Genomic DNA, 23,711 nt, shown 5'->3' with positions numbered 1-23,711 from the left:
CGATACGTTCTTAGTGCTTAATATGCTTTTTCTCCTGTTATGACGGTGATCGCGAGGGTGGACCATGGTCGAGAGGACAGGCACCACGAAGCGGACGCGATCAGCGCGCGCGACCGGCGGTGACTCCGAACGGGATCTGCGGCAGCTCCTGGCCGGCCTCACCGCCGTACGGGACGGCGACTTCGGCACCCGGCTTCCCGAGGACGGAGACGACGGCCTGCTGACGGAGATCGCGACCGTCTTCAACGGGATGGTCGACCAGCTCTCCCTGTTCACCTCCGAGGTGACGCGCGTGGCGCGGGAGGTGGGCACCGAGGGACAGCTCGGCGGTCAGGCCGAGGTGCCGGCGGTGTCCGGCACCTGGAAGGACCTGACCGACTCGGTGAACGCGATGGCGGGCAACCTCACCAGCCAGGTGCGTTCCATCGCCGAGGTCACCACCGCCGTCGCCAAGGGCGACCTCTCCCAGAAGATCACCGTCGACGCCCAGGGCGAGATCCTCGAACTCAAGAACACCGTCAACACCATGGTCGACCAGCTCTCCTCCTTCGCCGACGAGGTCACCCGCGTCGCCCGCGAAGTCGGCACCGAAGGACAACTGGGCGGCCAGGCCGACGTCAAAGGCGTCTCCGGCACCTGGCGCGACCTCACCGACTCCGTCAACTTCATGGCCGGCAACCTCACCAGCCAGGTGCGCTCCATCGCCCAGGTGACCACGGCCGTGGCGCGCGGCGACCTCTCCCAGAAGATCACCGTCGACGCCCGCGGCGAGATCCTCGAACTCAAGAACACCGTCAACACCATGGTCGACCAGCTCTCCTCCTTCGCCGACGAGGTCACCCGCGTCGCCCGCGAAGTCGGCACCGAAGGACAGCTCGGCGGCCAGGCCGACGTCAAAGGCGTCTCCGGCACCTGGCGCGACCTCACCGACTCCGTCAACTTCATGGCCGGCAACCTCACCAGCCAGGTCCGCAACATCTCCCAGGTCGCCACGGCGGTCGCCAAGGGCGACCTCTCCCAGAAGATCACCGTCGAGGCCAAGGGCGAGGTCGCGGCCCTCGCCCAGACCATCAACACCATGGTCGACACCCTCAGCGCGTTCGCCGACGAGGTCACCCGCGTCGCCCGCGAAGTCGGCACCGAAGGCCAGCTCGGCGGCCAGGCCCGCGTGCCCAACGTCGCCGGCACCTGGAAAGACCTCACCGACAACGTCAACTCCATGGCCGACAACCTCACCAACCAGGTGCGCTCCATCGCCCAGGTGACCACGGCCGTCGCCAAGGGCGACCTGTCGCAGAAGATCCGCGTCGACGCCCGGGGCGAGATCCTGGAGCTGAAGGAGACCATCAACACGATGGTCGACCAGCTCTCGTCCTTCGCCGACGAGGTCACCCGCGTCGCCCGCGAGGTCGGCACCGAGGGAGGGCTGGGCGGCCAGGCCACCGTACGCGGCGTGTCGGGCACCTGGAAGGACCTCACCGACTCCGTCAACGTGATGGCGTCCAACCTCACCAGCCAGGTGCGTTCGATCGCCCAGGTCGCCACGGCGGTCGCCAAGGGCGACCTCTCCCAGAAGATCACCGTCGAGGCCAAGGGCGAGGTCGCCGCGCTCGCCCAGACCATCAACACCATGGTCGACACCCTCAGCGCGTTCGCCGACGAGGTCACCCGCGTCGCCCGCGAAGTCGGCACCGAAGGCCAGCTCGGCGGCCAGGCCCGCGTGCCCAACGTCGCCGGCACCTGGAAAGACCTCACCGACAACGTCAACTCCATGGCCGACAACCTCACCAACCAGGTGCGCTCCATCGCCCAGGTGACCACGGCCGTCGCAGAGGGCGACCTCACCAGGAAGATCGACGTCGTCGCCCGCGGCGAGATCCTCGCGCTGAAGACGACCATCAACACGATGGTCGACCAGCTGTCGTCGTTCGCCGCCGAGGTCACCCGCGTGGCCCGCGAGGTGGGCAGCGAGGGCAGGCTGGGCGGCCAGGCCGAGGTCGAGGGCGTGTCAGGCACCTGGAAGCGGCTGACCGAGAACGTCAACGAGCTGGCCGGCAACCTCACCCGCCAGGTGCGTGCCATCGCCGAGGTGACCAGCGCGGTCACCTCCGGCGACCTGACCCGGTCGATCACCGTGGACGCCGAGGGCGAGCTGGCCGACCTCAAGGACAACGTCAACTCCATGGTGGAGTCGCTGCGCGAGTCGACCAGGGCCAACCAGGAGCAGGACTGGCTCAAGACCAACCTCGCCCGCCTCTCCGGGCTGATGCAGGGCCACCGCGACCTGTCGGCGGTCGCCGAGCTGGTCATGAACGAGCTGGCCCCGCTGGTCAACGCGCAGCACGGCACGTTCCTGCTGGCCGAGGAGACCACGGCCGGCGCGGAGCTGCGGGTGGTCGGCTGCTACGGCCACCGCGACACCACGCGCCGCTTCGCGTTCGGCGAGTCGCTGGTCGGGCAGGCCGCGCAGGCCAGGCGGACGATCCTGGTGGAGGACATCCCGCCGGGCTATCTGACCGTGTCGTCCAGTCTCGGCCAGGCCGGGCCGGTCAACCTCATCGTGCTGCCGATCGTGGTCGAAGACCAGGTGCTCGGCGTGATCGAGCTGGCCAGCCTGGGGCGCTTCGCCGGCATCCACCGGGCCTTCCTCGAACAGCTCGTCGAGACGATCGGCGTCAACGTCAACACGATCGTGGCCAACGCCCGCACCGACGCGCTGCTGGCCGAGTCGCAGCGTCTCGCCACCGAGCTCCAGGTGCGGCAGGAGGAGCTCCAGCGTTCGAACGCCGAGCTTGAGGAGAAGGCGGAACTGCTGGCCCAGCAGAACCGCGACATCGAGACCAAGAACAGCGAGATCGAGCAGGCCCGCCAGGAGCTGGAGGACCGGGCCCAGCAGCTCGCGCTCGCGTCCAAATACAAGAGCGAGTTCCTCGCCAACATGAGCCACGAGCTGCGCACCCCGCTCAACTCGCTGCTCATCCTGGCGCAGCTCCTCTCCCAGAACCCCACCCGCAACCTCACGGCCAAGCAGGTGGAATATGCCAACGTCATCCACTCGGCCGGCACCGACCTGCTCCAGCTCATCAACGACATCCTCGACCTGTCCAAGATCGAGGCCGGCAAGATGGACGTCACGCCCGAGCCGGTCAGCCTGCGTCAGCTCCTCGACTACGTGGACGCCAACTTCCGCCCGCTGACCAGCCAGAAGGGGCTGCGGTTCGAGATGACCGTGGCCTCCGATGTGCCGGCCCGGCTGCTCACCGACGAGCAGCGGCTGCGGCAGGTGCTGCGCAACCTGCTGTCGAACGCGGTCAAGTTCACCGAGTCGGGCTCGGTGGAGCTGCGCATCGAACGGGCGGCAGGCGTGGACCTGCCGGGCGTCGCCGGCCAGGAGATCCTGGCCTTCCACGTGATGGACACCGGCATCGGCATCGCCGCGGAGAACCTCTCGCAGATCTTCGACGCGTTCCAGCAGGCCGACGGCACCACCAGCCGCAAGTACGGCGGCACCGGCCTCGGCCTGTCGATCAGCCGGGAGATCGCGACCCTGCTCGGCGGCGAGATCCGCGCGACCAGCACGCCGGACGAGGGCAGCACGTTCACGCTCTATCTTCCGCTGGCCCACTTCGGCGGCGCGCGCAGGGAGCAACCCGCCACACGGGCGGAGGGAGTGCCGCTGTTCGCCCCGCACTCCACCACCGCACACTCCAGCGCCGCACACTCCAGCGCCGCGTACTCCAGCGCCGCGTACTCCGCCGCCGGGCACTCCGCCGATGGAGGTTCCGCCGTCACGCACGACGCGCCCGCGGCGGCCCGGACCCCGTACGGCACGAACGGCAAGGGCGGACGGGACGGCAGGAACGGCAGGGCGAGGCGCCACCTGCTGGTCGTCGAGGCCAAGCCCGGAGGCCTGCTGTCCATGCTGGCCCAGAGGGTCGCGGCCGACCTGCACGACATCCACGGACCGGTGCGGGTGTCGACCGTGGGCGACGCCCGGTCGGCGCTGTCGATGCTGCGGCAGGAGAGCGTCCACTGTGTGGTGCTCGACCTCGGCCTGCCGCACGACACCACGGCCGACCTCCTCAAGGGGCTCGACGCCGATCCCGCGCTGCGCGCACTGCCGGTGCTCGCGCATCACTCGCGTACGCTGTCGCGCCGGCAGGAGGACCTGCTGCAGGTGCGTTCCCGCAACCAGCCGCTGGAGCGCCTGCCCAGCCTCGACGAGCTGCGCGAACGGATCACCCTGCACCTGTCCGCCGATGAGCCCGGCAGCGTCCTGCCGCTCGTGCAGCCGCCCTCGGAGGAGGGGGCGCGGGAGCCCGGAAAACTCGACACCGCGCTCGTGGGCCGCAAGGTGCTGGTCGTGGACGACGACGTGCGCAACGTCTTCGCGCTCACCACGATCCTCGAACTGCACGGCATGGAGGTGCTGTACGCGGAGAACGGCCGCAAGGGCATCGAGATGCTGACGCGCAACGACGACGTCGACCTGGTGCTGATGGACATCATGATGCCGGAGATGGACGGCTACGCCGCCACCGCGGCCATCCGGTCGATGCCGCGCTTCGCCCAGCTCCCGATCATCGTGGTCACCGCCAAGGCCATGCACGGCGACCGGGAGAAGACGCTGTCATCGGGCGCGAGCGACTACGTCACCAAGCCGGTGGACGCCGATGAGCTCATCGTCTGCATGCGGCGCTGGCTGGAGCTGCCCGGCGACGGCGACCAGTAGGCGCGGCGGCTCCAAGCCGACGGGCCTCAAAGCTGACGGGCTCAGCGCTGACGAGCTCAGCGCTGACGGACTCAGGACCGACGGACTCAGGACCGACGGGCTCAGGACCGACGGGCTCAGGACCGACGGGCTCAGGACCGACGGGCTCAGGACCGACGGGCTCAGGACCGACGGGCTCAGGACCGACGGGCTCAGGATTGACGCGCCGGGGTGGCCCGACGGTCCCGCACCCGCGCCGCCCGGCTCAGGTCCTCAAGCACAGCCTGGGCGGCCCGTCGTCCGGAGACCAGCGCGCCCTGCTGGGAACCGGTGTCCCGGTGGTCGCCGCAGACGTAGCGCCGGACGCCCCGCCCCACCACCTCCGTACGCACAGGGCGGCGCAGCGGCATCGGGGGCGGCATGGCGGGCAGGGCCGCCTCGATCGCGTAGGTCGCGATGTGCTCCCACGACGAGGTGTCACCGTAGATCTCGGTGAGCCGGGCGCGCACCCGGGGCTCGTCCCGGTCGCCGTGGACGCCGAGGAGCGAGGTGGCGATCAGGGCGCGGCCGTCCGCGGAATATCCGGGCGCGGCGTCGGTGATCACGATCGTGTCGGTGACGATCCCCTCGACGTCCACGACCAGCGTGGGCTCGCCGAGCGGCGAGGCGGGGGCGGCGTGGTAGAAGGTCGTGACCGCCCGCATCGCGGGCACCGGCAGGCCGGGCACCAGCCGCGCCGCGGCCGGCGGGTCCACCGCCACCACCACGGCCGCGCCGGCGATCTCGCCCCCGCCCGCGAGGGCCACGCCGTCGGCCGTCAGGGCGCTCACCGGCGTCTCCAGCGAGATCGCGTCGTCCGGCAGGCGGGCGGCGAGCTGCGCGGGGATCCGTTCCATGCCGAGGGCAGGCACGCCGATCCTGCCGCGGGCGAACGACCGCCACAGCAGATGGAAGATCCGGCCGGAGGTCTCCAGCTCCCGTTCCAGCACGATTCCGGCGAGGAGGGGCCGGAAGAGGTTCTCGACGATCTCGGGAGACGCGCCCCAGCGCCGCAGCTCGGCCAGGGTGGTGCGCCCGGCGCCGCCGCGCCGCCGTACGAGGGCGTCGGGGAGCAGCAGATCGCGGGCGGTCATCGCGGCGAGCACCGCCTTGTCGAACGGCGTGCCCACGTGGGCGAGCAGGCCGCTGAGCGCGTGCCGGGGATGCCGCCAGGGCAGCACGACCCGTTCGCGCCGGCCGTCCTTGAAGATCATCGCTCCGTTGGTGAACCGCCGCAGGTCCAGCGCGCCGATGTCGAGGACCCGGCGGGCCTCGGGATAGCTGGTGTTGAAGACCTGGTACCCACGGTCGAGTCGGAAGCCGTCCAGCCGGTCGGTGCGGATCCGGCCGCCCACGCCGTCGGACGCCTCCAGCACGCGGACCGGCACCCCCTCCTGACGCAGGTGCCAGGCGCAGGCGAGGCCCGCGAGCCCCGCGCCGACGACGATCACGGTGGCGGGCTGTGGCATGGGCGGATCTCCTCCCCGGCGGCCGCACGCGCGACGGCTCCCTTCAGTGACTTCGAACGGAAACGGCGGGGCGGATGCAGCGGCTCCGTACGGGCTCGGAACCGGGAGTGAGAGATCAGATCTGTGATCGTTCACAGGAGTCCGTAAGCCGGCGTGACTGAAAGTTTCAATGATCGGTGGTCGGCGTCGATGCGCAGGTGACACGCCCGCGGTGGCTCCGACCAGCCGCAGATCGCCAGGGCCGGATGCCTCGGATGATTGCGTTCACATCGATGAACCGGGCTGATTGACCACACCACCGGTTTCGCGTTGTGATGACGCACCCCGGCGCATCCCGTCGCACCCCACCCATCGCACCCCAACCCGTCGCACCCCAACCCGTCGCACGCCAACCCGTCGCACGCCAGCCGCCGCACCCAGCCGCCGGGCCAGGTCCGATCCCGGAGGTCCCGCATCGGAGAACCCCGATCACTCCCCTGCTTCCAGCGCCCTCACGGCTGAACACCGCCGGACACCGCTGAACACCGGCTCAGCACCGCCGGACACCGCCGGACACCGGCCCAGCACCGGCCGAGCACCGGCCGAGCACCGGCCGAGCACCGGCCGAGCACCGCTGAGCGCCGCTGGAGCACTGCGCCCCCCATCGGCACCCCCTCATGGAGTTCCAGATGACCACACGACGAAGATCTGCTCTGGTCGCCGCCGTGGCCTCGGCCGCCGCGCTCGCGGGGACCGCGGTCCTGCCGTCCCTGCCCGCCTCCGCGGCGGCGGGCTGCCGGGTGGACTACCAGGTGACCAGCCAGTGGCAGGACGGATTCGGAGCCGCCGTCACGATCACCAACCTCGGCGACGCCGTCAACGGCTGGACGCTCACCTGGTCGTACGCGGCGGGCCAGACCGTCACGCAGGCGTGGAACGCCACGGTCACCCAGAGCGGCGCGCAGTTCAGCGCCAAAGACGCCGGCTACAACGCCTCGATCCCCACCGGCGGCACGACGTCGTTCGGCTTCAACGGCTCGTGGAACAACTCGTCCAACCCCGCGCCCACGAGCTTCGCGCTCAACGGCACGACCTGCACCGACGGGGTCACGAGCAGCCCCTCTCCGAGTCCCAGCGCCTCGCCCAGCGCTTCTCCCAGTGCTTCCCCCAGTGCGAGCCCGACGCAGTCGCCGAGCCCCTCACCAAGCCCTTCACCGAGCCCGTCCCCCAGCCCGTCCCCCAGTCCCACGAGCATCCCGGCGGGCGCGCGGCAGATGGAGGACCTCGACCGCGGCCTGATCAGCGTGCGGTCGGGCAGCGGCAACCTGGTCTCCTGGCGCCTGCTCGGCACCGAGAGCATCGGCACCGGGTTCAACGTCTATCGAGGCTCGACGAAGCTGAACTCCTCGCCGATCACCAACTCCACGAACTACTTCGACTCCGGGGCCGCCGCCGACGCCACGTACACCGTGCGGGCCGTGGTGAACGGCACGGAGCAGGCGGCGTCGGAGTCGTCGCTGCGCTTCACCGGCGGCGACTACCTGGATGTGCCGATCCAGCGGCCGTCCGGCGGCACCACACCCGACGGGGTGTCCTACACCTACAGCGCCAACGACGCGAGCGTGGGCGACCTCGACGGCGACGGACAGTACGAGTTCGTGCTGAAGTGGGACCCGTCCAACGCCAAGGACAACTCCCAGTCCGGCTACACCGGCAACGTGTTCGTCGACGCGTACAAGCTGAACGGCACCCGGCTGTGGCGCATCGACCTCGGTCGCAACATCCGCGCCGGCGCCCACTACACGCAGTTCCAGGTGTACGACTACGACGGCGACGGCCGGGCCGAGGTGGCGATGAAAACCGCCGACGGCACCAGGGACGGCACCGGCAGGGTCATCGGCAACGCGAACGCCGACTACCGCAACTCCTCCGGCTATGTGCTGTCCGGGCCCGAGTATCTGACCATGTTCAACGGCCAGACCGGCGCGGCGATGTCCACGGTGGACTATGACCCGCCGCGCGGCACGGTCTCCTCCTGGGGCGACAACTACGGCAACCGGGTCGACCGTTTCCTCGCCGCCACCGCCTATCTCGACGGCACCCGCCCGTCGCTGATCATGTCGCGCGGCTATTACACGCGTACGGTGATCGCGGCGTGGGACTTCCGCAACGGCTCGCTCACCAAGCGGTGGACGTTCGACTCCAACTCCGCAGGCAGCCAGTACACCGGCCAGGGCAACCACAACCTCGCCGTCGCCGACGTGGACGCCGACGGCAAGGACGAGATCGTCTTCGGCGCGATGGCGATCAACGACAACGGCCAGCCGCTGTGGAACACCCGCAACGGCCACGGCGACGCCATGCACGTCGGCGACCTCGACCCGTCGCGCGCCGGCCTTGAGGTGTTCAAGGTGGACGAGGACACCAGCAAGCCCGGCGCGTTCATGGCCGACGCCCGCACCGGCTCGGTCCTGTGGAGCCAGTCCTGCGGCTGTGACAACGGGCGCGGCGTCTCCGACGACATCTGGTCCGGCAGCCCGGGCGCCGAGTCGTGGTCGTCCGGCGTCAGCGGCATGTTCAACACCAGGGGGCAGAACGTCGGCCGCAAGCCGGGCTCGGCGAACTTCCTCGCCTGGTGGGACGCCGACCCGGTGCGTGAGCTGCTCGACGGCACCCACATCGACAAGTACGGCACCGGCGGCGACACCCGCCTGCTGACCGCCTCCGGCGTGCACTCCAACAACGGCACCAAGTCCACCCCGTCGCTGTCGGCCGACCTGTTCGGCGACTGGCGCGAGGAGGTCGTCTGGCCGACGAGCAACGACAACGCTCTGCGGATCTACAGCACGACCGCGACGACGAACCGCCAGATCTACACGCTGATGCACGACCCGACCTACCGGGTCGCGATCGCGTGGCAGAACACCGCCTACAACCAGCCGCCGCACACGGGCTTCTTCCTCGGCGACGGCATGTCCACCCCCGCCAGACCGAACATCTATCTGAGGTGATCCGCCGACGGCGGCCGCGGGCGAACCTGGCGAGGTCCGCGGCCGCCGCCGCGCTGCCCGACCGGCCGACGTCCCGCGCCCGCGCACCCGGAAAGCACGCAACCCACGCCCGCGCCCGCGCACCCGGAACGCTCAGCCCGCGGCGTCCGAGCTTTCCGAGTCTTCCGGGACCTCCGCGAGGCACAGACCGAGCTGGGTGTAGATCTCCAACTGGTCGAAATACTCCCGATGGGTCTTGATCTTGCCGTCCTCGATGAAGGACGCACAGGTGCCCCGGAAGGTGACCGGGCGACCGGTCCCGTCCAGCTCGCGCCCGCTCGGCAGCAGGATCGGCCCGAGGTGCGTGCCCGTGGCCGTCCACTCCACCATCATGGGCGCGTCACAGCCGGTGGCCTCGTACCACACCAACAGCTGGAAATCGGGAAAGCTCTTGAAGACCTGCTCGTACATCCACCCGATCTGCTCATGTCCCTCCGCGATCCCGAAGGGCGAGACGAGCACGGCGTCCGGGCTGAAGGTGTCGAGTAAGGCCTCCAGATCGTGTTCGTTCAGCGCTCGGGCCAGCCGGCGTTTCACTTCCCACGCATCGGACATGGCGACAATCCTTTGACGATCGGTTTGCAACGCTGCCTGACAACGTTACCCAGCAGCCAGTCAGGAGTCTGTCACGCTTACGCCGCCGGAACACCACACATGGGTCCCAGTTTTTACACATTTGCGCGGTTTTCTTACACCGGTTCCAGCGGCGGCGTGTCGAGAGTCTCCAGGTCCCCGGCCGCCGCGTGACCTGTGCCTTTGTGGGTAGGCCAGTCACAGCAGAGGTCCGAGGGGGTGGCAGGGATGCGATCATCGATCAGTCTCGGCCGTGTGGGCGGGGTCCCGGTCGGGCTCAACATCAGCGTCGTCGTGATCGTCGTGATCCTGGTGGTCGGCCTGGCCTTCGGGCGTTTCCCCATCGCCTTCCCCGGCCTGTCCACGGCGGCGTACGTGCTGGCCGCGGTGGTGTCGGCACTGCTTTTCCTGGCCTCGCTGCTGGCGCACGAGGTGGCCCACGCGATCGTCGCCAAGCGGCACGGGCTGGGGGTCAACGGCATCACGCTCTGGCTGCTCGGCGGGGTGGCCGAACTGCGCGGTGAGCCCCGCTCCCCCGGCGCCGACCTCAAGATCGCCGGGGTTGGGCCGCTGACCAGCGTCGTGCTCGGCGGCCTGTTCGCCCTGGTGGCCTGGGGAGTCTCGGCCATCGCGGCGCCACCGCTGATCAGCGGGATGTTCGCCTATCTGGCCGTGGTGAACGTGCTGCTCGCCGTGTTCAACCTGGTGCCCGCCGCACCGCTGGACGGCGGCCGGGTGCTGCGCGCCTTCCTGTGGGCCCGCTGGCACGACCGCATGCGGGCCGCCGTGGCCGCCGCCCGGGCGGGCCGGGTCTTCGGCTACGTCCTGATCGCGCTCGGCTTCCTCAACCTCGTCTCCGGCCTCGGCCTCCAGGGATTCTGGCTGGCCCTGATCGGCCTGTTCCTGGTGAACGCGGCCACCGCCGAGGAGCAGCAGACGCAGATCGACGCCGCGCTGCACGGCATCACGGTGGGCGAGGTGATGTCGCGCGACCCGGTCGTCGCGCACCCCGACGAGACCGTGGCCGGCCTGATCGACCGGCTCGTGCTGCGCCGTCACCTGTCCACCTATCCACTGCTGGGCGACGACGGCCGGTTCGCGGGACTGGTGACCCTGGGCCGCGTCCGGCGGGTGCCACCCGACGACCGCGCGATCACCCGGCTGCGCGACATCGCGTGCCCGCCGTCGGACGTACCCACCGCGCACCCCGGCGACCAGCTCACGGAGCTGCTCCAGCGAATGAGCGGCGACGCGGACGGCCGGGCCGTGGTGCTCGACGACGCCGGACGCCTCATCGGCCTGGTCACACCCACCGACATCAGCCGGATCATCCAGACGGTGGATCTGCGGGCGCGCGAGCCGTACCGGACGCCGCGCGGCGCCGACCTCGCCCCGCCGCCGCCCGCGGGCCGTACGCCCGGCGGACCTGATTCCGGAGGCCCTGCTTCTGGAGGCCCGGCTCCTGGCGGAACCGTCCCGCCGTCCGGTCGCCGCGACGCCGCCTGAACGCCGCCGGCTCCCGCGTCAGCCGAGAGCAGTCGTAACGGATAAGGGCAGGCTCTCAGGGAGGTGGGACATGACGATCGTCGACGACACGGCGGCCGAACGACGGCGGCTGCGGTTCGAGCGGGACGCGCTGCCGTACATCGACCAGATCTACGCCGGCGCCCTACGGCTCGCGCGCAACCCCGCCGACGCCGAAGACCTGGTGCAGGACGTCTACATGCGGGCCTTCAGCAACTTCCATCAGTTCCGCGAGGGCACGAACCTGCGGGCCTGGCTCTACCGCATCCTGACCAACACCTACATCAACACCTACCGCAGGCAGCAGCGGCAGCCGCAGCGGTCCGCGGCCGAGGACATCGAGGACTGGCAGCTCGCCGAGGCGGCCTCGCACACCTCGTCGGGGCTCAAGTCCGCCGAGGTGGAGGCTCTGGAGGGGCTGCCCGACTCGCGGGTGAAGCGCGCGCTGCAGGAGCTGCCCGAGGACTTCCGGATGGCGGTCTACCTCGCCGACGTGGAGGGCTTCGCCTACAAGGAGATCGCGCAGATCACCGACGTCCCCATCGGCACGGTCATGTCACGGCTGCACCGGGGACGCCGGCAGCTGCGGACCAAGCTGGAGGACTACGCCGCCGAGCTCGGTCTGCTCCGGTCGGCGAGCGCCGCCGCACCGGACGGCCAGAAAGCCCAGGACGCCGAAACGCCCTGAAACGAAAGGAGCTCAGGCGTCCGCGTGCTCGGGGCTCTCCAGCCGGAAGAAGTTGCTCGGGCTGCCGTCCTTGCGGTGCTCCTGGTAGATGAAGTTGAGGTCGCGCTCCTCGAACGTCCTGAACCACTCGTCCCAGGAGATCTCCTTCAGGTCTTCACCGCCGTATCCCGGAAAGTCGAACCGGAGGACGCCTGGGCGGCCCTCGTGCTCGCTGCCGGGAACGGTGGCGGGCTTGGCGCCCCGTTCCCCGGCCCACCGCCTGATGACCTCGTGGTCGGTCGTGATCAGGCTGCGTCCGGGGCGCTCCTCGTGCTCCTCGGCAGAGGAGATCTCCTGCTCGTACTTGTGCTCGCCGGTGACCGGGTGGTGCTGCTCGGACATCTCGCCACCTCCCCTTTGGTCGCCCTACCCCGCGCCACCGGCCTTACCCGGGGCCTTCCCCGGCAGCCGCACCCACGCGGGGGACTCCTCCCCCGGCGCGTACGCGGAGTCGAGGCGCTTGCCCACGACGCCGGGCAGGCCCTGCTCGGCCGCCGCCCGCCGCACCGCGCCCGCCTCCCCCGGCCAGGACGGCGCCGTCTGCCAGCGCGGCCCGCCGACCGCGAGGCCCTCCAGGCTCGCACGGCGGCGCTCGAACGGCTCGCCGAGCAACGACCGGCCGTCGTCGTAGAGCAGGTCGTAGGCGACGTAGACGGGGGTGCCGGCGATCGTGACGACCTCGCCGTCCAGCACGACGGCCCTGCTGCCCAACGACTCGGCGAGCGGGCGCAGCCAGCGGTGCTCCCCGGTGACGTCCGCGCCGCCCGCGTCGCGCAGCGTGAGCCTGCCGCCCTCCACGTACGCCGGCGCCCGCGTGCCGCCCCACCAGAACTCCCAGGCGTACGCCTCGGGGTCGCGGGGCACCCGGGCGCGGGTCACGGGCGTCATCGGCGCGAGCGAGGCAGGCGGGGGCTCCCACTGCCCGTCGGGCGGGTCCATCCGGTGGATCATCCAGTTGCGTCCCCGGGTCCGGAACAGCACGTAGCGGCCCGTGACCCGGGAGCCGCTCAGCACGATCTTGACCTCGCGGTCGCTCCACTTCTCGGTCGCGTAATGGCCGCGGTCCCAGATCGTCATCGTGCCGCCGCCGTACTCGCCCTGGGGGATCTCGCCCTCGAACCGGGCATATTCCATCGGGTGGTCCTCGGTGTGGACGGCGAGGTGGTTGGTCGCGGGGTCGGGCGGCAGGCCCTTGGGGATGGCCCAGGAGACCAGCACCCCGCCCCGCTCCAGGCGCAGGTCCCAGTGGAGGGAGCGGGCGTGGTGCTCCTGGATGACGAACGTGTCGTCCTCGCCCCGCGGCAGCGGCCCTTCGGCGGGGATCGGCTCGCGGGTGCGCGTCGCGTCGCGTTTGGCCCGGTAGGTCTCGAGTTTGTCCGCCATCTCCGTGGTCCTACCCACGGCATGACCCACTGTGGGTGACAAGCGTGTCACCTTGTAGCGACATGTCCGGTTAAGGACTTCGTGACCACTTGGTGATTGGGGGTGGCTATCGTCGCCCAGCATGAGTTCAGCGATCAGGTTGACCGCCGGCGCCACGATCGTGGCCCTCGGTCTCCTCCTGCCCGGCACCCCCGCCACAGCGGCCCCGAGCCACACGGTCAAGATCACCGTCATGGCCAGCTCCGACATCCACGGAAACGCGCTCAACTGGGACTACTACAAGAACGCGGAGTACGACGACAGCGCGCACAACGACGTCGGCCTCGCGAAGATCTCGACGATGGTGTCGAAGATCAGGGCCGACCGCGGCGCCGACCACACCCTGCTGTTCGACTCCGGCGACATCCTCCAGGGCACGCCGCTGGACTACTACTACGCGAAGGTCGAGCCGATCACCTCGACCCACGCGACCCACCCCATGGCCAAGGCCATGAACGCCATCGGGTACGACGCCGTGACCCTGGGCAACCACGAGTTCAACTACGGCCTGCCGCTGCTCGGCGCCTGGGTCGAGCAGATGAAGGCGCCCGTCCTCGGCGCGAACGCCGTCTCGGCCACGACCGGCCAGCCGGCCTACGAGCCGTACATCATCAAGACCATGAAGGTGAAGGGCGAAAAGCCGATCAAGGTGGGCGTGCTCGGCCTCACCAACCCCGGCGTCGCGATCTGGGACAAGGCGAACGTCGACGGCAAGCTGAAGTTCCTCGACCTCGTCGCGACCGCCAAGAAGTGGGTGCCCGTCATCCGCGACCACGGCGCCGACGTCGTGCTGGTCACCGCCCACTCGGGCGACGACGGCATGTCTTCCTACGGCTCGGAGCTGCCCGTCGAGAACGCCGCCGCCCTGGTCGCCGAGCAGGTGCCGGGCATCGACGCCGTCCTGTTCGGCCACGCGCACAACGAGGTGCCCCAGCGCTTCGTCACCAACAAGGTCACCGGGCAGCAGGTGCTGCTGACCGAACCCAGCAAGTGGGGCCAGCGCCTCAGCGTCGTCGACTTCACGCTCGACAAGCAGCGCGGGAAGTGGACGGTGACCGGCAAGTCGTCCACCACGCTCAACACCAACACCGTGGCCGAGGACCCGAAGATCGTCGCCCTCATGAAGGAGGCGCACGACAAGACCGTCGGCTACGTCAACAAGGTCATCGCCCAGTCGTCCCAGGAGCTGTCGGCCGCCGAGTCGCCGTACAAGGACACGCCGATCCTCGACTACATCCAGAAGGTCCAGACCGACCTCGTCAGCAAGGCCATCGCCGGCACCGCCGACGCCTCGCTGCCCGTGCTGTCGATCGCCGCGCCGTTCAGCCGCACCGCCGTGTTCCCGGCCGGGCCGGTCAGCGTCCGCGACATGGCCGGGCTGTACGTCTACGACAACACGCTGCTCGGCATCAAGCTGACCGGTGCCCAGATCAAGGACTTCCTGGAGTATTCGGCGAAGTACTTCGCCCAGGTCGCCCCGGGCGCGCCGATCGACCTCGGCACGCTCACCAACGCCGGCGGCACGCCCGACTACAACTACGACCAGCTCTCCGGCGTGACGTACGACATCGACATCTCCAAGCCGGTCGGCCAGCGCATCGTCAACCTGGCGTACCAGGGCCAGCCCGTCACCGCCGACCAGCAGTTCGTGGTGGCCATCAACAACTACCGCCAGTCGGGCGGCGGCGGCTTCCCGCACGTCTCGACCGCCCCGGTGGTCTACAACGCCCAGGTGGAGATCCGCCAGGCGCTGATCGAGTACGCCGCCGCGACCGGCACCATCGACCCGGCCTCGTTCGCCGAGCCGAACTGGAAGCTCGTCCGCGACGGGGTTCCCGTCTTCTCCGAGTGACCTTCACGGAGTGACATTCGGGGGTGGCCCATCCCGGGCCGCCCCCTTCTTCGTTGAGCGGTCGTGCTCGGAGGGCGTTTTCACTCCCCATAGGTGATCGTGGAACGCGCGCATCGACGGTTCGTCGAGCCCGCCTGCGGAAAGTCTCCGCAACATCGCTTCGCTGCCGCGGCGCCTCACCTGCGGATTCAGGGCGCCGCAGCGCTCGGGATCAGTGTTGCGGGCCCGGCGAGCCCTCGTGACCGGGGCCTCCGTCCGCCTCGGCGAAGCCACCAGCTCGCGAGTCTTCACCCGGATGCGCTCTGGTCTCTTGCTTCCTGGTAGCGCGCCCAGCCTTCATCGAGAAGCCGGAACCCCGCGTCGATGGTCGATTCCGGATTCGCCTCGTGGGTGGCGCTGAGCTGGATCTGCAGAGCGAAACGGACGTAGAAGCGGATCTCGTCGGTCGGCTCCGTGTACCCGAACTCCTTGGTGATCGCGGCGACGAGGGCGTCCTCATGGCGGAACCACATCTTCTCCGCGTAATCGATCAGGGCCGGCGTCTCTTCCATGAGGGTGAGGATCTGGCGTTGGGGCCCGGACCTCATCGCGGCGATCTCGGAGAGGTAGTGCGCCTTCAGCGCGTCGGAGATCGTCGTCCCCGGCGCCCGGCCACTGACCGCGGCCACGAGGCGCTCATGCCGTTCGTCCTCGTCGCCGAAGACAAGCGCCTCCTTCTGCGGGAAATGCGTGAAGACCGTCTTGGGTGAGACGTCCGCCTTGTCGGCGATCTCGCGAACGCTGACCCCGTCGAAGCCGCGCTCGAGAAAGAGTGCCATCGCCGCGTCCAAGATCGCCGCCCGCGTTGCCGCCTTCTTGCGTTCCCGCCGTCCCACGGCCGTTCCGTCAACCATGACCAGATCCTACTAGTCCCGAGCTACAACTACATTGACGGTAAAAGTAGTCTCGATATAGTAAGTGTGCGAGTGAAGTTATCGGGTGGCTGCGATCCCCATGCTGCGCCGCCTCGGCACGACCCCCTGCACCGACCCCGGCGCCCAGCGCCGACACCGGAAAGGACCATGACCATGGGCGGCAACATCGACTCGTTCTCGAGCCTCGAACGAAACGAACCCGCGAACGACGCGAAGCCCGAAGCGCTCGTCTCCGACGCATGGCGGCCTTGGCAGCACCGAACCGCGGGAGCCTTGCTCATCGCGGGGCCGATGATCTTCTTACTCGCCGAGTTCATCGCCGCCGCGGCATGGACGGATCCGCCCTACAGCTACACGTACCACTTCATCAGCAATCTCGGAGTCCATGGGCCCTCGACGCTGTTCGGGCAGTACATGTACTCACCACTGGCATGGGTGATGAACACCGGCTTCTTCCTGTTCGGGATCCCGATTCCGGCCGGTGTGGCCGTGCTGCGCGGTCTACACGGCCGGTACCGCTGGGCAGCGCTCGCGCCCGCGACGCTGCTGGCCGCCGGCGGCGTCCTGCTGGGACTGTTTCCCGGATCCGGCGAGGCGATGAACGACGGCACCGGCGACTTCCACGCCTTGGGCGCCCTGGCAGGCTTCGTCGGCGGAAACGTCCTGGCCATCGCGCTCGGGAGCATGCACCGACGCGTCGGGCTCTCCCTGAAACTCGGGCGGACGCTGGTCACGGTCGGCGCGATCGGCCTGGTCTCGATGGTGGCCTACTTCGCCGACCTCATCTCCGGGGCCAACGTCCTCGTCGGCCTCATCGAACGCGGCGCCGTCCATCCGTTCCTGCTCGGCCTCATCTGCGCGGGGGTCGCCCTCTGGCGTGGGTACAGCCGCCCCTCGGCGACCGGCTGAGCCGGGTTGTTCACTGCCCGCGACCCAGCACGATTACGCCCTCATCTCCCGATACAAGATCACATTCGGGATCCGAGGCACCCTCTTCCAGCCCCACCCTTATCCACGAGAACAGGTGAGCCGCGAGCGTGGGGTGGAGGTCTCGCCAGCGAGGCGGAGGCCCACCGCATCGCGGTGCGCATGCGCCGGGCGGCCATCGCCTCCCACCTGCTGTCGGCCGTCCTGCTCGCGGCCGTCACCTGCTTCTCCGGCGAGACCGTCGGCGGCTCGACGCGACGGACGGGACGTTCGAGGACTCCCTCAGCCGTCTGACCCGACAACCAGGAGGTCCTGGCCGGCATCAAGGCGTTCCTCCGCCTGGTCAGAGCCGAGACGGCGTAGCGCAAAACCGGAAATTCCCGATTGTGTGGACGGTCCTGTCACTGCCCGATAACCTCTGCCGGGTCAAGATTGTCGGATCTTCAACAACAGGGGCGGGGACGGCGTGACGCGCTCGTGGAGGGAGCTACCCACGGGCCGTGTCGTGCATCTGCACGCGGGGCGAGACGTGCATGCGCCCGCGAGATCGGACGAGCAAGCGCGCGCAGGACAAGACGTGCACCCGCACACAGACCACGACATGCACCCGCACGCCGGCCAGGACGCGTACCCGCAGGCACGATCGGACGTGCATCTGCGTGCGGGACAGAACCCGCCTCTGCACGGCGACTCGGACGTCGTCGCGCTGGCGCTCGACCCCCTGCCCGACGACGCGCCCGCGCTGGTCACCTACGTCCCCCACCCGGCTTTGATCCCCACGTCCCTGACCCCTGCGTCCCTCGCCTCCGCGCCCCTGACCCCCGCGGACCTGGTCGCCGACGTGCTGCGGGAGCTGGAGCACGCCGCGCTGGCGATGTTCCCCGCCTGGCTGCAAGAGGCCGCCGGCATCACCGGGTCCGGCGGCGCAGCCGTGCCCGCCGTCCGCGCCCTCGCACTGCGTACGGGCTCGGCCAGCAGGCACTTCGCGCCCTTCCTCGCCGACCTGGCCGAACGCGCCCTGCGCGAGCGGGCCGCCTCGGACAGGTTCACAGCCGGGGGCACGGGCCGGGTCACGGTAGGAGTCACGGACAGGTTCACGGGCGGCGTGACGTCCGGAGGCCGTACGGCCGGCCGGGCCCGCACGTTCCCGCCCGAGATCCGTGCCGCCGGGCTGGCCCGGGTGCTCCGCGCGGGCTACCGGCGGCCGGAGGCCGCGATCCTCGTGCGGATTCCCTCCGGTCTCCCGCCCGCCGCCGAGGAGGTGCTGGTCACAGCCTGCGAATGGCTCGCCCAGCACGGCGGGTTCGGCGTCTGGCTCACCGGACCACCCCCGCGCGCCGTCGACCGCATCGAGTCCGTGGCCGCCCCGATCCCCGACGATGTGGCGGCGCTCATCCACGGGATCGAGCCGGGCGACGCCGAGGAGTCCGACCTGCCGGCGCTCACCTATCCGCCTCTCGCCGGGCTGCCGCACCCGGGCAGTGCCGCCGAACGACGGTTGGAGGCGGCGCTGTCGCCGTGCGACTGGGCGGCGGGCCGCGAGTGGAACCAGCTCCACGCCTCCGGACCGCTCAACAACCCGATCCGCGTCGACCTGCTCTGGCGTGCCGAACGATGCGTGGTCGAAATCGACGGTCCCGAGCACCTCGGCCCGCTCCGCCGCGCCGCCGACATACAGCGCGACGAGCGCCTGCGCCGGGACGGCTACGCCGTCCGCCGATTCACCAACGAGCAGGTGCTGAAACGTCTCAGCACCGTGCTCGCCGAGTTGGAACGCTTCCTCCACCAGTGCCGCAATGGAACGTTCGAAGGGTCACCCCATGCCTGACAAACCCCTGTCCTTCTCCGCGACCTGCGCCCTGCTGATCCTGATGGCGGAAGACCGGGAGATGCCCAATCCCGAGCTCAAGGAGAAGTACGGCGTCACCATCACGGGCAAGGAGCGGACAACCCTCAACGAGGGCGGATTCGTCACCAGCCGGAAGACGGGGCGCTCCTTCAGCCACGTGCTTACCGACAAGGGCTGGCACCACGCGTCCGAACTCGCCCGGGACGGCATCAGCGCGCCGGGCACCGGTTTCGCGGCGGCGGCGGTCAAGGCCCTCGTCGGCAACCTCCAGCGGCACATCGTCCGGAGCGAGCACAGCCTCGCCGAGATCTACAGCCGTCAGGAGGACCTCCTCACTGAGGTGAACGAGGCGCCGAAGGCAGAGACGACGCCAGAACCGATCGCACAGCCCCCGATCGCCCAGCCCCCGATCGCACAGTCACCGATTCCGCAGCCGCCGGTCGCACAGACGCCGGTCGCACAGACGCCGGCCGCCCAGCCCTCAGTCGCTGAGACGCCGACCACGGAGACGTCGATCTCCGAGACGCCGACCGCGCAACCGCCGGTTCCGCAGCCGCCGGTCGCACAGCCCTCGGTCGCTGAGACGCCGACCACGGAGACGTCGATCTCGGAGACGCCCACCGCGCAACCGCCGATCGTGGAGACCCCGCCCGCGAGCGTGCCCGCACTCTCGTCCGAGGACATCGAGACTCTGATCCGCAAGGCGTACGCGCAGCTCGCCGACAAGCCGAACACCTGGGTGAGCCTGACCCAGTTGCGTCCGCTGCTGGGCGACGCCCCCAGGGACCAGGTCGACACCGCCCTCCGTCGCATGATCGCCCTGCCCGACGTGCGTCTCGTGCCCTGGGAGAGCCAGAAGAGCCTGTCTCAGGCTGATCGGGACGCCGCCGTCGTCATCGGTGACCAGCCCAAGCACCGCATTCTGATCGGAGCATGATGACCGGCAAGGAACTGGACGCTCTGGCGGCGTTGAGGTTCAACTACGCCAATGTCCCCGACGACGTGTGGCGGCCGTCGCCGTTCCACGTCGGCACTCTGCACCGGCAGACCGCGCAGACCGTCCTCGACGGGTTCATCGAGGCCGAGGAGAGCGCCGACGCGAGCCCCATCGGCATCGTCATCGAGGGACAGCGCGGCTCCGGCAAGACGCACCTGCTCGGCTGGGTCCGGCAGAAGGTGCACGAGGAGGACGGCTATTTCTTCCTGGTGAGCCTGCTCGACGCCAGGAGCTTGTGGGAGAGCGTGCTGCTGTCCATGCTGGACAGCCTTTCCCGGCCGATCCCGGGATCGGGGACCCAGCTCACCGAGCTTCTGTGGCGGCTGTGCCTGCTCGCCGAGATCCCGGAAGAAGCACGCCGGTCGCTGACCGGTGAGGCGCCGCTCTCCCGGCAGGACCTGGACGACTTCGTGCGCGCCCTGCGCCGGTACGACCGGCACGTCGGCGGCGTCGCCCAAGACGTCGCCAGGGCGCTCGTCCTGCGCGCGGCCGACGACCCGTCCGCGCAGGACGTCGGAGACGCCTACCTCACCTCGGCGCCGGAAGGAGAACCGGGCGAGCGGGCCGGCTGGGGTTTCACCACGATCGTGAAGTCCCCTCAGGAGATGGTCAGGGACCTGTCCCGCCTGATGGCGCTGACCGGTCCTTCCGTCATCGCGGTGGACCAGATCGACGTCCTGCTCGCACAGTCGTCCGTCGCCATGGCGGGAGACACCAGGGACTCCTGGCAGGAGGCGCTGGTGCTCGAGCAGATCGCGGGCGGTCTGATGACTCTGCGCGAGGTGACCCGCCGGACGCTGACCGTGCTCTCCTGCCTTCCCGCGACGTGGGAACTCATCCGCACGAAAGCCATCGATACGGTGCAGGACCGGTTCAAGGAAGCCGTGCCGCTCGACAACATCCCCGATGCGCGAACGGGCATCGAGCTGATCGAGAAGCGGTTCAGCGCGCAGTACGGCGCGGTCGGCTTCACCCCGCCCTATCCGACGTGGCCGGTGAAGCCGGAGGCGTTCGAGGAGGCGTATCAGTACACGCCTCGTCAGTTGCTCATCCGGATCGACAAGCACGTCCGGTCGTGCCTGGCGAGCGGACAGGTCGTGGAGCTGGAACGGCTGGCCGGCTCCCAGCCAGTCAGGGTCGTTCCTGTATCTCCGCCGCCGCAGCCGGAGCCCGACTTCGGCGCGCTCGACAGGCGGTTCGCGGAGTTGCGGCAGCGTGCGGACGTGGTGGACGCGCTTGACCCGATCACCGAGGACGTCGTGATGCCGGGGCTGCTGTCGGCCGGACTGTCCGCCTGGATCGCCGAGCAGGGCGAGGACGGGCGCCTGTTCACCCAGGACCCGCCCCCGAGCACGAAGCCGCCCCTGCACGCGCGCCTGCGGCGGACGCTGGACGAGGCGACGGAGAACGAGGCCCACTGGTGCTTCCGCGCCATCTCGGCGTCCCATCACACCGCCGCGCTCAACCGGCTGAAGGCCGCGTCCACGGCGGCCGGGCTCGACGAGCGGATCCCCGCGCGCAAGCTGTTCGTGCTCAGGAACCAGAGCTGGGCCAAGGGACCGGCCACCCAGGCGGCCCTGGCCGCCTTCGAGCAGGCGGGCGGCCGGGTGCTCCAGGTCGAAGAGGACGACCTGCGGATCTTCTCGGCGCTTCGCACCCTGCTGACGGAGAACTCGCCGGACCTCCGGGCGTGGCTCGTCTCGCGTAAGCCGACGAGCGAGGTGAAGCTGTTCGCGGAGGCGCTGGGCGACGCGGCCGTTCCGCGTGTGTCCGACTCCGTCACCGGAAGGTCCGCCCGGTCGAACCGGGCGCAGGACCGCCCCCGGCGCACCGCCAACCCCGAACGGCGTCTGCTCCGCCGGGAGGCGGTGCCGGGACTCACGACGCTGCCGTTGACCGAAGCGCCCTCCCCGGCCTCCGGCACCACGCCTTCGCCCGCCACCGGCAGCGCGCCGTCCTCTGCCATCGGCAGTGCGCCGTCCCCCGCTCCGGACACCGCGGCGTCCCCCGCCACGGGCATCGCCACGCCCCTGGCCACGGACATCGCACCGTCCCCCATCACCGACAGCGCGCCGCCGCCCGCACAGGACACCGCGGCGTCCCCCGCCACGGGCATAGCGCAGCTCCCGGCTACGGAGACCGCACCGCAGCCGGCCACCGATGGCGAGTCGCCTCCGGCTTCCGGGGATGTGCCGGAACCTTCCGATACGGGCGTCGCGAGTTCCGGCGGCCTGACCCTTGGTCCGGCCGTTCCCGATCTGCAGGTCTGGCCGCCGCTGCCCGCCCCTGAGGCGTCACCGGTCGAAGCACCGGCCCCGGAGATGCCGACTGTGGAGATTCCGGCCTCGGAGCTACCGGTGGTGGAGGCGGCGGTTCCCCGGCCGCGAAGGCCGCTGTCGGCGGATGAGGACCCGGCGTCGCCGTACCTGACGATCGGGGCGGCGACCGCGGACGGCCGGCCGGTGCGCGTGCACCTGGAGACCCTGCGCAAGCACACGGCGATCTTCGCCGGATCGGGCTCCGGCAAGACGGTGCTGATCCGCCGTCTCGTGGAGGAGTGCGCCCTTCAGGGGGTCTCGGCGATCGTCCTCGACGCGAACAACGACCTCGCGCGGCTGGGCGACCGGTGGCCGGAGCCACCCGCGGAGTGGGGCGAGGGCGACGCGGCCAGGGCCGACGACTACCTGGCCAACACCGACGTGGTGATCTGGACGCCGCGCAAGGAGGCGGGACGGCCGCTGAGCTTCCAGCCGCTGCCCGACTTCGGCAGCGTCGCCGACGACCCTGACGAGTTCGGCGAGGCGGTGGACGCCGCCCTCGCCGCGCTCGTGCCCCGGGCGAAGCTGGAGGCCAAGACGGCCAAGGCGCATCTCGGCCAGGCGGTGCTCCGCGAGGCCGTCGCCCACTACGGACGGCGCGGCGGCACGAGCCTCGCCGGCCTGATCGCCCTCCTCGACGACCTGCCGGACGGCGTGAGCACTCTCGAAGGCGCGCCCAGGCTCGCGACCGAGATGGCCCAGCACCTGAGGGCGGAGACGATCAGCGATCCCCTGTTCGCGGGGACCGGGACGCCCGTCGATCCGGGCGTCCTGCTGACGCCGCCGGAGGGCAAGCGGGCCCGTGTCTCGGTGATCAGCCTCACCGGCCTGGCCTCCGACCAGCAGCGGCAGGGCTTCGTCAACCAGCTGCAGATGGCGCTGTTCTCCTGGATCAAGCGGCATCCCGCCGGAGACCGGCCGCTCGGCGGGCTGTTCGTGATGGACGAGGCCCAGACGTTCGCGCCGTCCGGTACGACGACCGTGTGCACCCAGAGCACGCTCGCTCTCGCCGCGCAGGCCCGCAAGTACGGCCTGGGGCTGGTGTTCGCCACCCAGGCGCCGAAGGGGCTGCACAACCGGATCACGGGCAACGCCGCCACCCAGTTCTTCGGCCTGCTCAACGCGCCGGCCCAGATCACGGCGGCGCGGGAGCTGGCCAGGGCCAAGGGCGGCGACGTCCCCGACGTGGCGCGGCTGCGGTCGGGCCAGTTCTACGCGGCGTTCGAGGGCGGGTCGTTCACGAAGGTCCGTACGCCGCTGTGCCTGACCCACCACCCGAGCAGCCCCCTGACGAGCGAGGAGGTCGTGGCCCGGGCGAACCGGTAGGGCGCCGCCGCCCATGCTCCCTGCCCGTGCTCCC

The 23,711-nt window shown here is 70.2% G+C and carries 15 protein-coding genes; 10 read left to right on the top strand and 5 right to left on the bottom strand.

Annotated features, from left to right (window positions below; translation table 11 throughout):
• Positions 1-64 precede the first annotated feature (64 nt).
• Positions 65-4,732, top strand: a complete 4,668-nt coding sequence (locus HCK04_RS18585; protein ID WP_168066045.1) for a HAMP domain-containing protein — start codon at positions 65-67, stop codon at positions 4,730-4,732.
• 191 nt (positions 4,733-4,923) lie between these two features.
• On the opposite strand, the gene HCK04_RS18580 is transcribed toward HCK04_RS18585, so the two are convergent.
• Positions 4,924-6,219, bottom strand: a complete 1,296-nt coding sequence (locus tag HCK04_RS18580; protein ID WP_142648609.1) for an FAD-dependent oxidoreductase — start codon at positions 6,217-6,219, stop codon at positions 4,924-4,926.
• A 668-nt stretch (positions 6,220-6,887) separates the two neighbouring features.
• Between HCK04_RS18580 and HCK04_RS18575 the strand changes: the two genes are divergently transcribed.
• Positions 6,888-9,209, top strand: coding sequence for a cellulose binding domain-containing protein (locus HCK04_RS18575; protein WP_142648608.1), 2,322 nt, complete (start codon positions 6,888-6,890; stop codon positions 9,207-9,209).
• Between the two features lie 132 nt (positions 9,210-9,341).
• On the opposite strand, the gene HCK04_RS18570 is transcribed toward HCK04_RS18575, so the two are convergent.
• Positions 9,342-9,803, bottom strand: coding sequence for an ester cyclase (locus HCK04_RS18570; protein WP_142648607.1), 462 nt, complete (start codon positions 9,801-9,803; stop codon positions 9,342-9,344).
• Between the two features lie 246 nt (positions 9,804-10,049).
• Between HCK04_RS18570 and HCK04_RS18565 the strand changes: the two genes are divergently transcribed.
• Together HCK04_RS18565 and HCK04_RS18560 are read left to right on the top strand one after the other, a co-directional pair.
• The gene (locus HCK04_RS18565) at positions 10,050-11,327 is read left to right on the top strand and encodes a site-2 protease family protein (protein WP_142648606.1); all 1,278 of its coding nucleotides are present in this window, start codon (positions 10,050-10,052) and stop codon (positions 11,325-11,327) included.
• A gap of 70 nt (positions 11,328-11,397) precedes the next feature.
• Positions 11,398-12,033: a sigma-70 family RNA polymerase sigma factor gene (locus HCK04_RS18560; protein WP_142648605.1), complete on the top strand. Its 636-nt coding sequence runs from the start codon at positions 11,398-11,400 to the stop codon at positions 12,031-12,033.
• A 12-nt stretch (positions 12,034-12,045) separates the two neighbouring features.
• On the opposite strand, the gene HCK04_RS18555 is transcribed toward HCK04_RS18560, so the two are convergent.
• The gene (locus tag HCK04_RS18555) at positions 12,046-12,414 is read right to left on the bottom strand and encodes a hypothetical protein (protein ID WP_142648604.1); all 369 of its coding nucleotides are present in this window, start codon (positions 12,412-12,414) and stop codon (positions 12,046-12,048) included.
• Between the two features lie 24 nt (positions 12,415-12,438).
• Positions 12,439-13,455, bottom strand: a complete 1,017-nt coding sequence (locus HCK04_RS18550; RefSeq protein WP_142648603.1) for a DNA polymerase ligase N-terminal domain-containing protein — start codon at positions 13,453-13,455, stop codon at positions 12,439-12,441.
• Between the two features lie 121 nt (positions 13,456-13,576).
• Here HCK04_RS18550 and HCK04_RS18545 point away from each other — a divergent pair, with 121 nt between their 5' ends.
• Complete coding sequence (locus HCK04_RS18545; protein ID WP_142648602.1) at positions 13,577-15,346, top strand: 5'-nucleotidase C-terminal domain-containing protein; 1,770 nt, start codon at positions 13,577-13,579, stop codon at positions 15,344-15,346.
• Positions 15,347-15,633: 287 nt separating this feature from the next.
• Here HCK04_RS18545 and HCK04_RS18540 read toward each other — a convergent pair whose 3' ends face one another.
• Entirely contained in the window at positions 15,634-16,239 is a 606-nt protein-coding gene (locus HCK04_RS18540; protein ID WP_142648601.1) for a TetR/AcrR family transcriptional regulator, read from the bottom strand.
• A gap of 174 nt (positions 16,240-16,413) precedes the next feature.
• On the opposite strand from HCK04_RS18540, the gene HCK04_RS18535 reads away from it, so the two are divergent.
• The 5 genes from HCK04_RS18535 (at position 16,414) to HCK04_RS41235 (ending at position 23,677) form a co-directional block, all read left to right on the top strand.
• A complete protein-coding gene (locus HCK04_RS18535) occupies positions 16,414-17,169 on the top strand; it encodes a DUF998 domain-containing protein (RefSeq protein WP_142648600.1) in 756 nt (251 codons plus the stop codon).
• Positions 17,170-17,349: 180 nt separating this feature from the next.
• Positions 17,350-17,481 (top strand): hypothetical protein, encoded by a 132-nt coding sequence (locus tag HCK04_RS43655; RefSeq protein ID WP_260617323.1) that lies wholly within the window; start codon positions 17,350-17,352, stop codon positions 17,479-17,481.
• Between the two features lie 283 nt (positions 17,482-17,764).
• Entirely contained in the window at positions 17,765-19,015 is a 1,251-nt protein-coding gene (locus HCK04_RS18530) for a DUF559 domain-containing protein (protein ID WP_142648599.1), read from the top strand.
• Complete coding sequence (locus HCK04_RS18525) at positions 19,008-19,973, top strand: hypothetical protein (RefSeq protein WP_142648598.1); 966 nt, start codon at positions 19,008-19,010, stop codon at positions 19,971-19,973. The genes HCK04_RS18530 and HCK04_RS18525 overlap by 8 nt, the downstream gene beginning before the upstream one ends.
• A complete protein-coding gene (locus HCK04_RS41235; protein ID WP_240971564.1) occupies positions 19,970-23,677 on the top strand; it encodes a DUF87 domain-containing protein in 3,708 nt (1,235 codons plus the stop codon). Before HCK04_RS18525 ends, HCK04_RS41235 begins: the two co-directional genes overlap by 4 nt.
• Positions 23,678-23,711 lie beyond the last annotated feature (34 nt).

The sequence above is a fragment of the Microbispora sp. CL1-1 genome (genome assembly GCF_012034195.1).
Lineage (GTDB): Bacteria > Actinomycetota > Actinomycetes > Streptosporangiales > Streptosporangiaceae > Microbispora.
The sequence above is the reverse complement of the archived record's forward strand: the minus strand, read 5'-3'. Positions and strand labels throughout refer to the sequence as shown.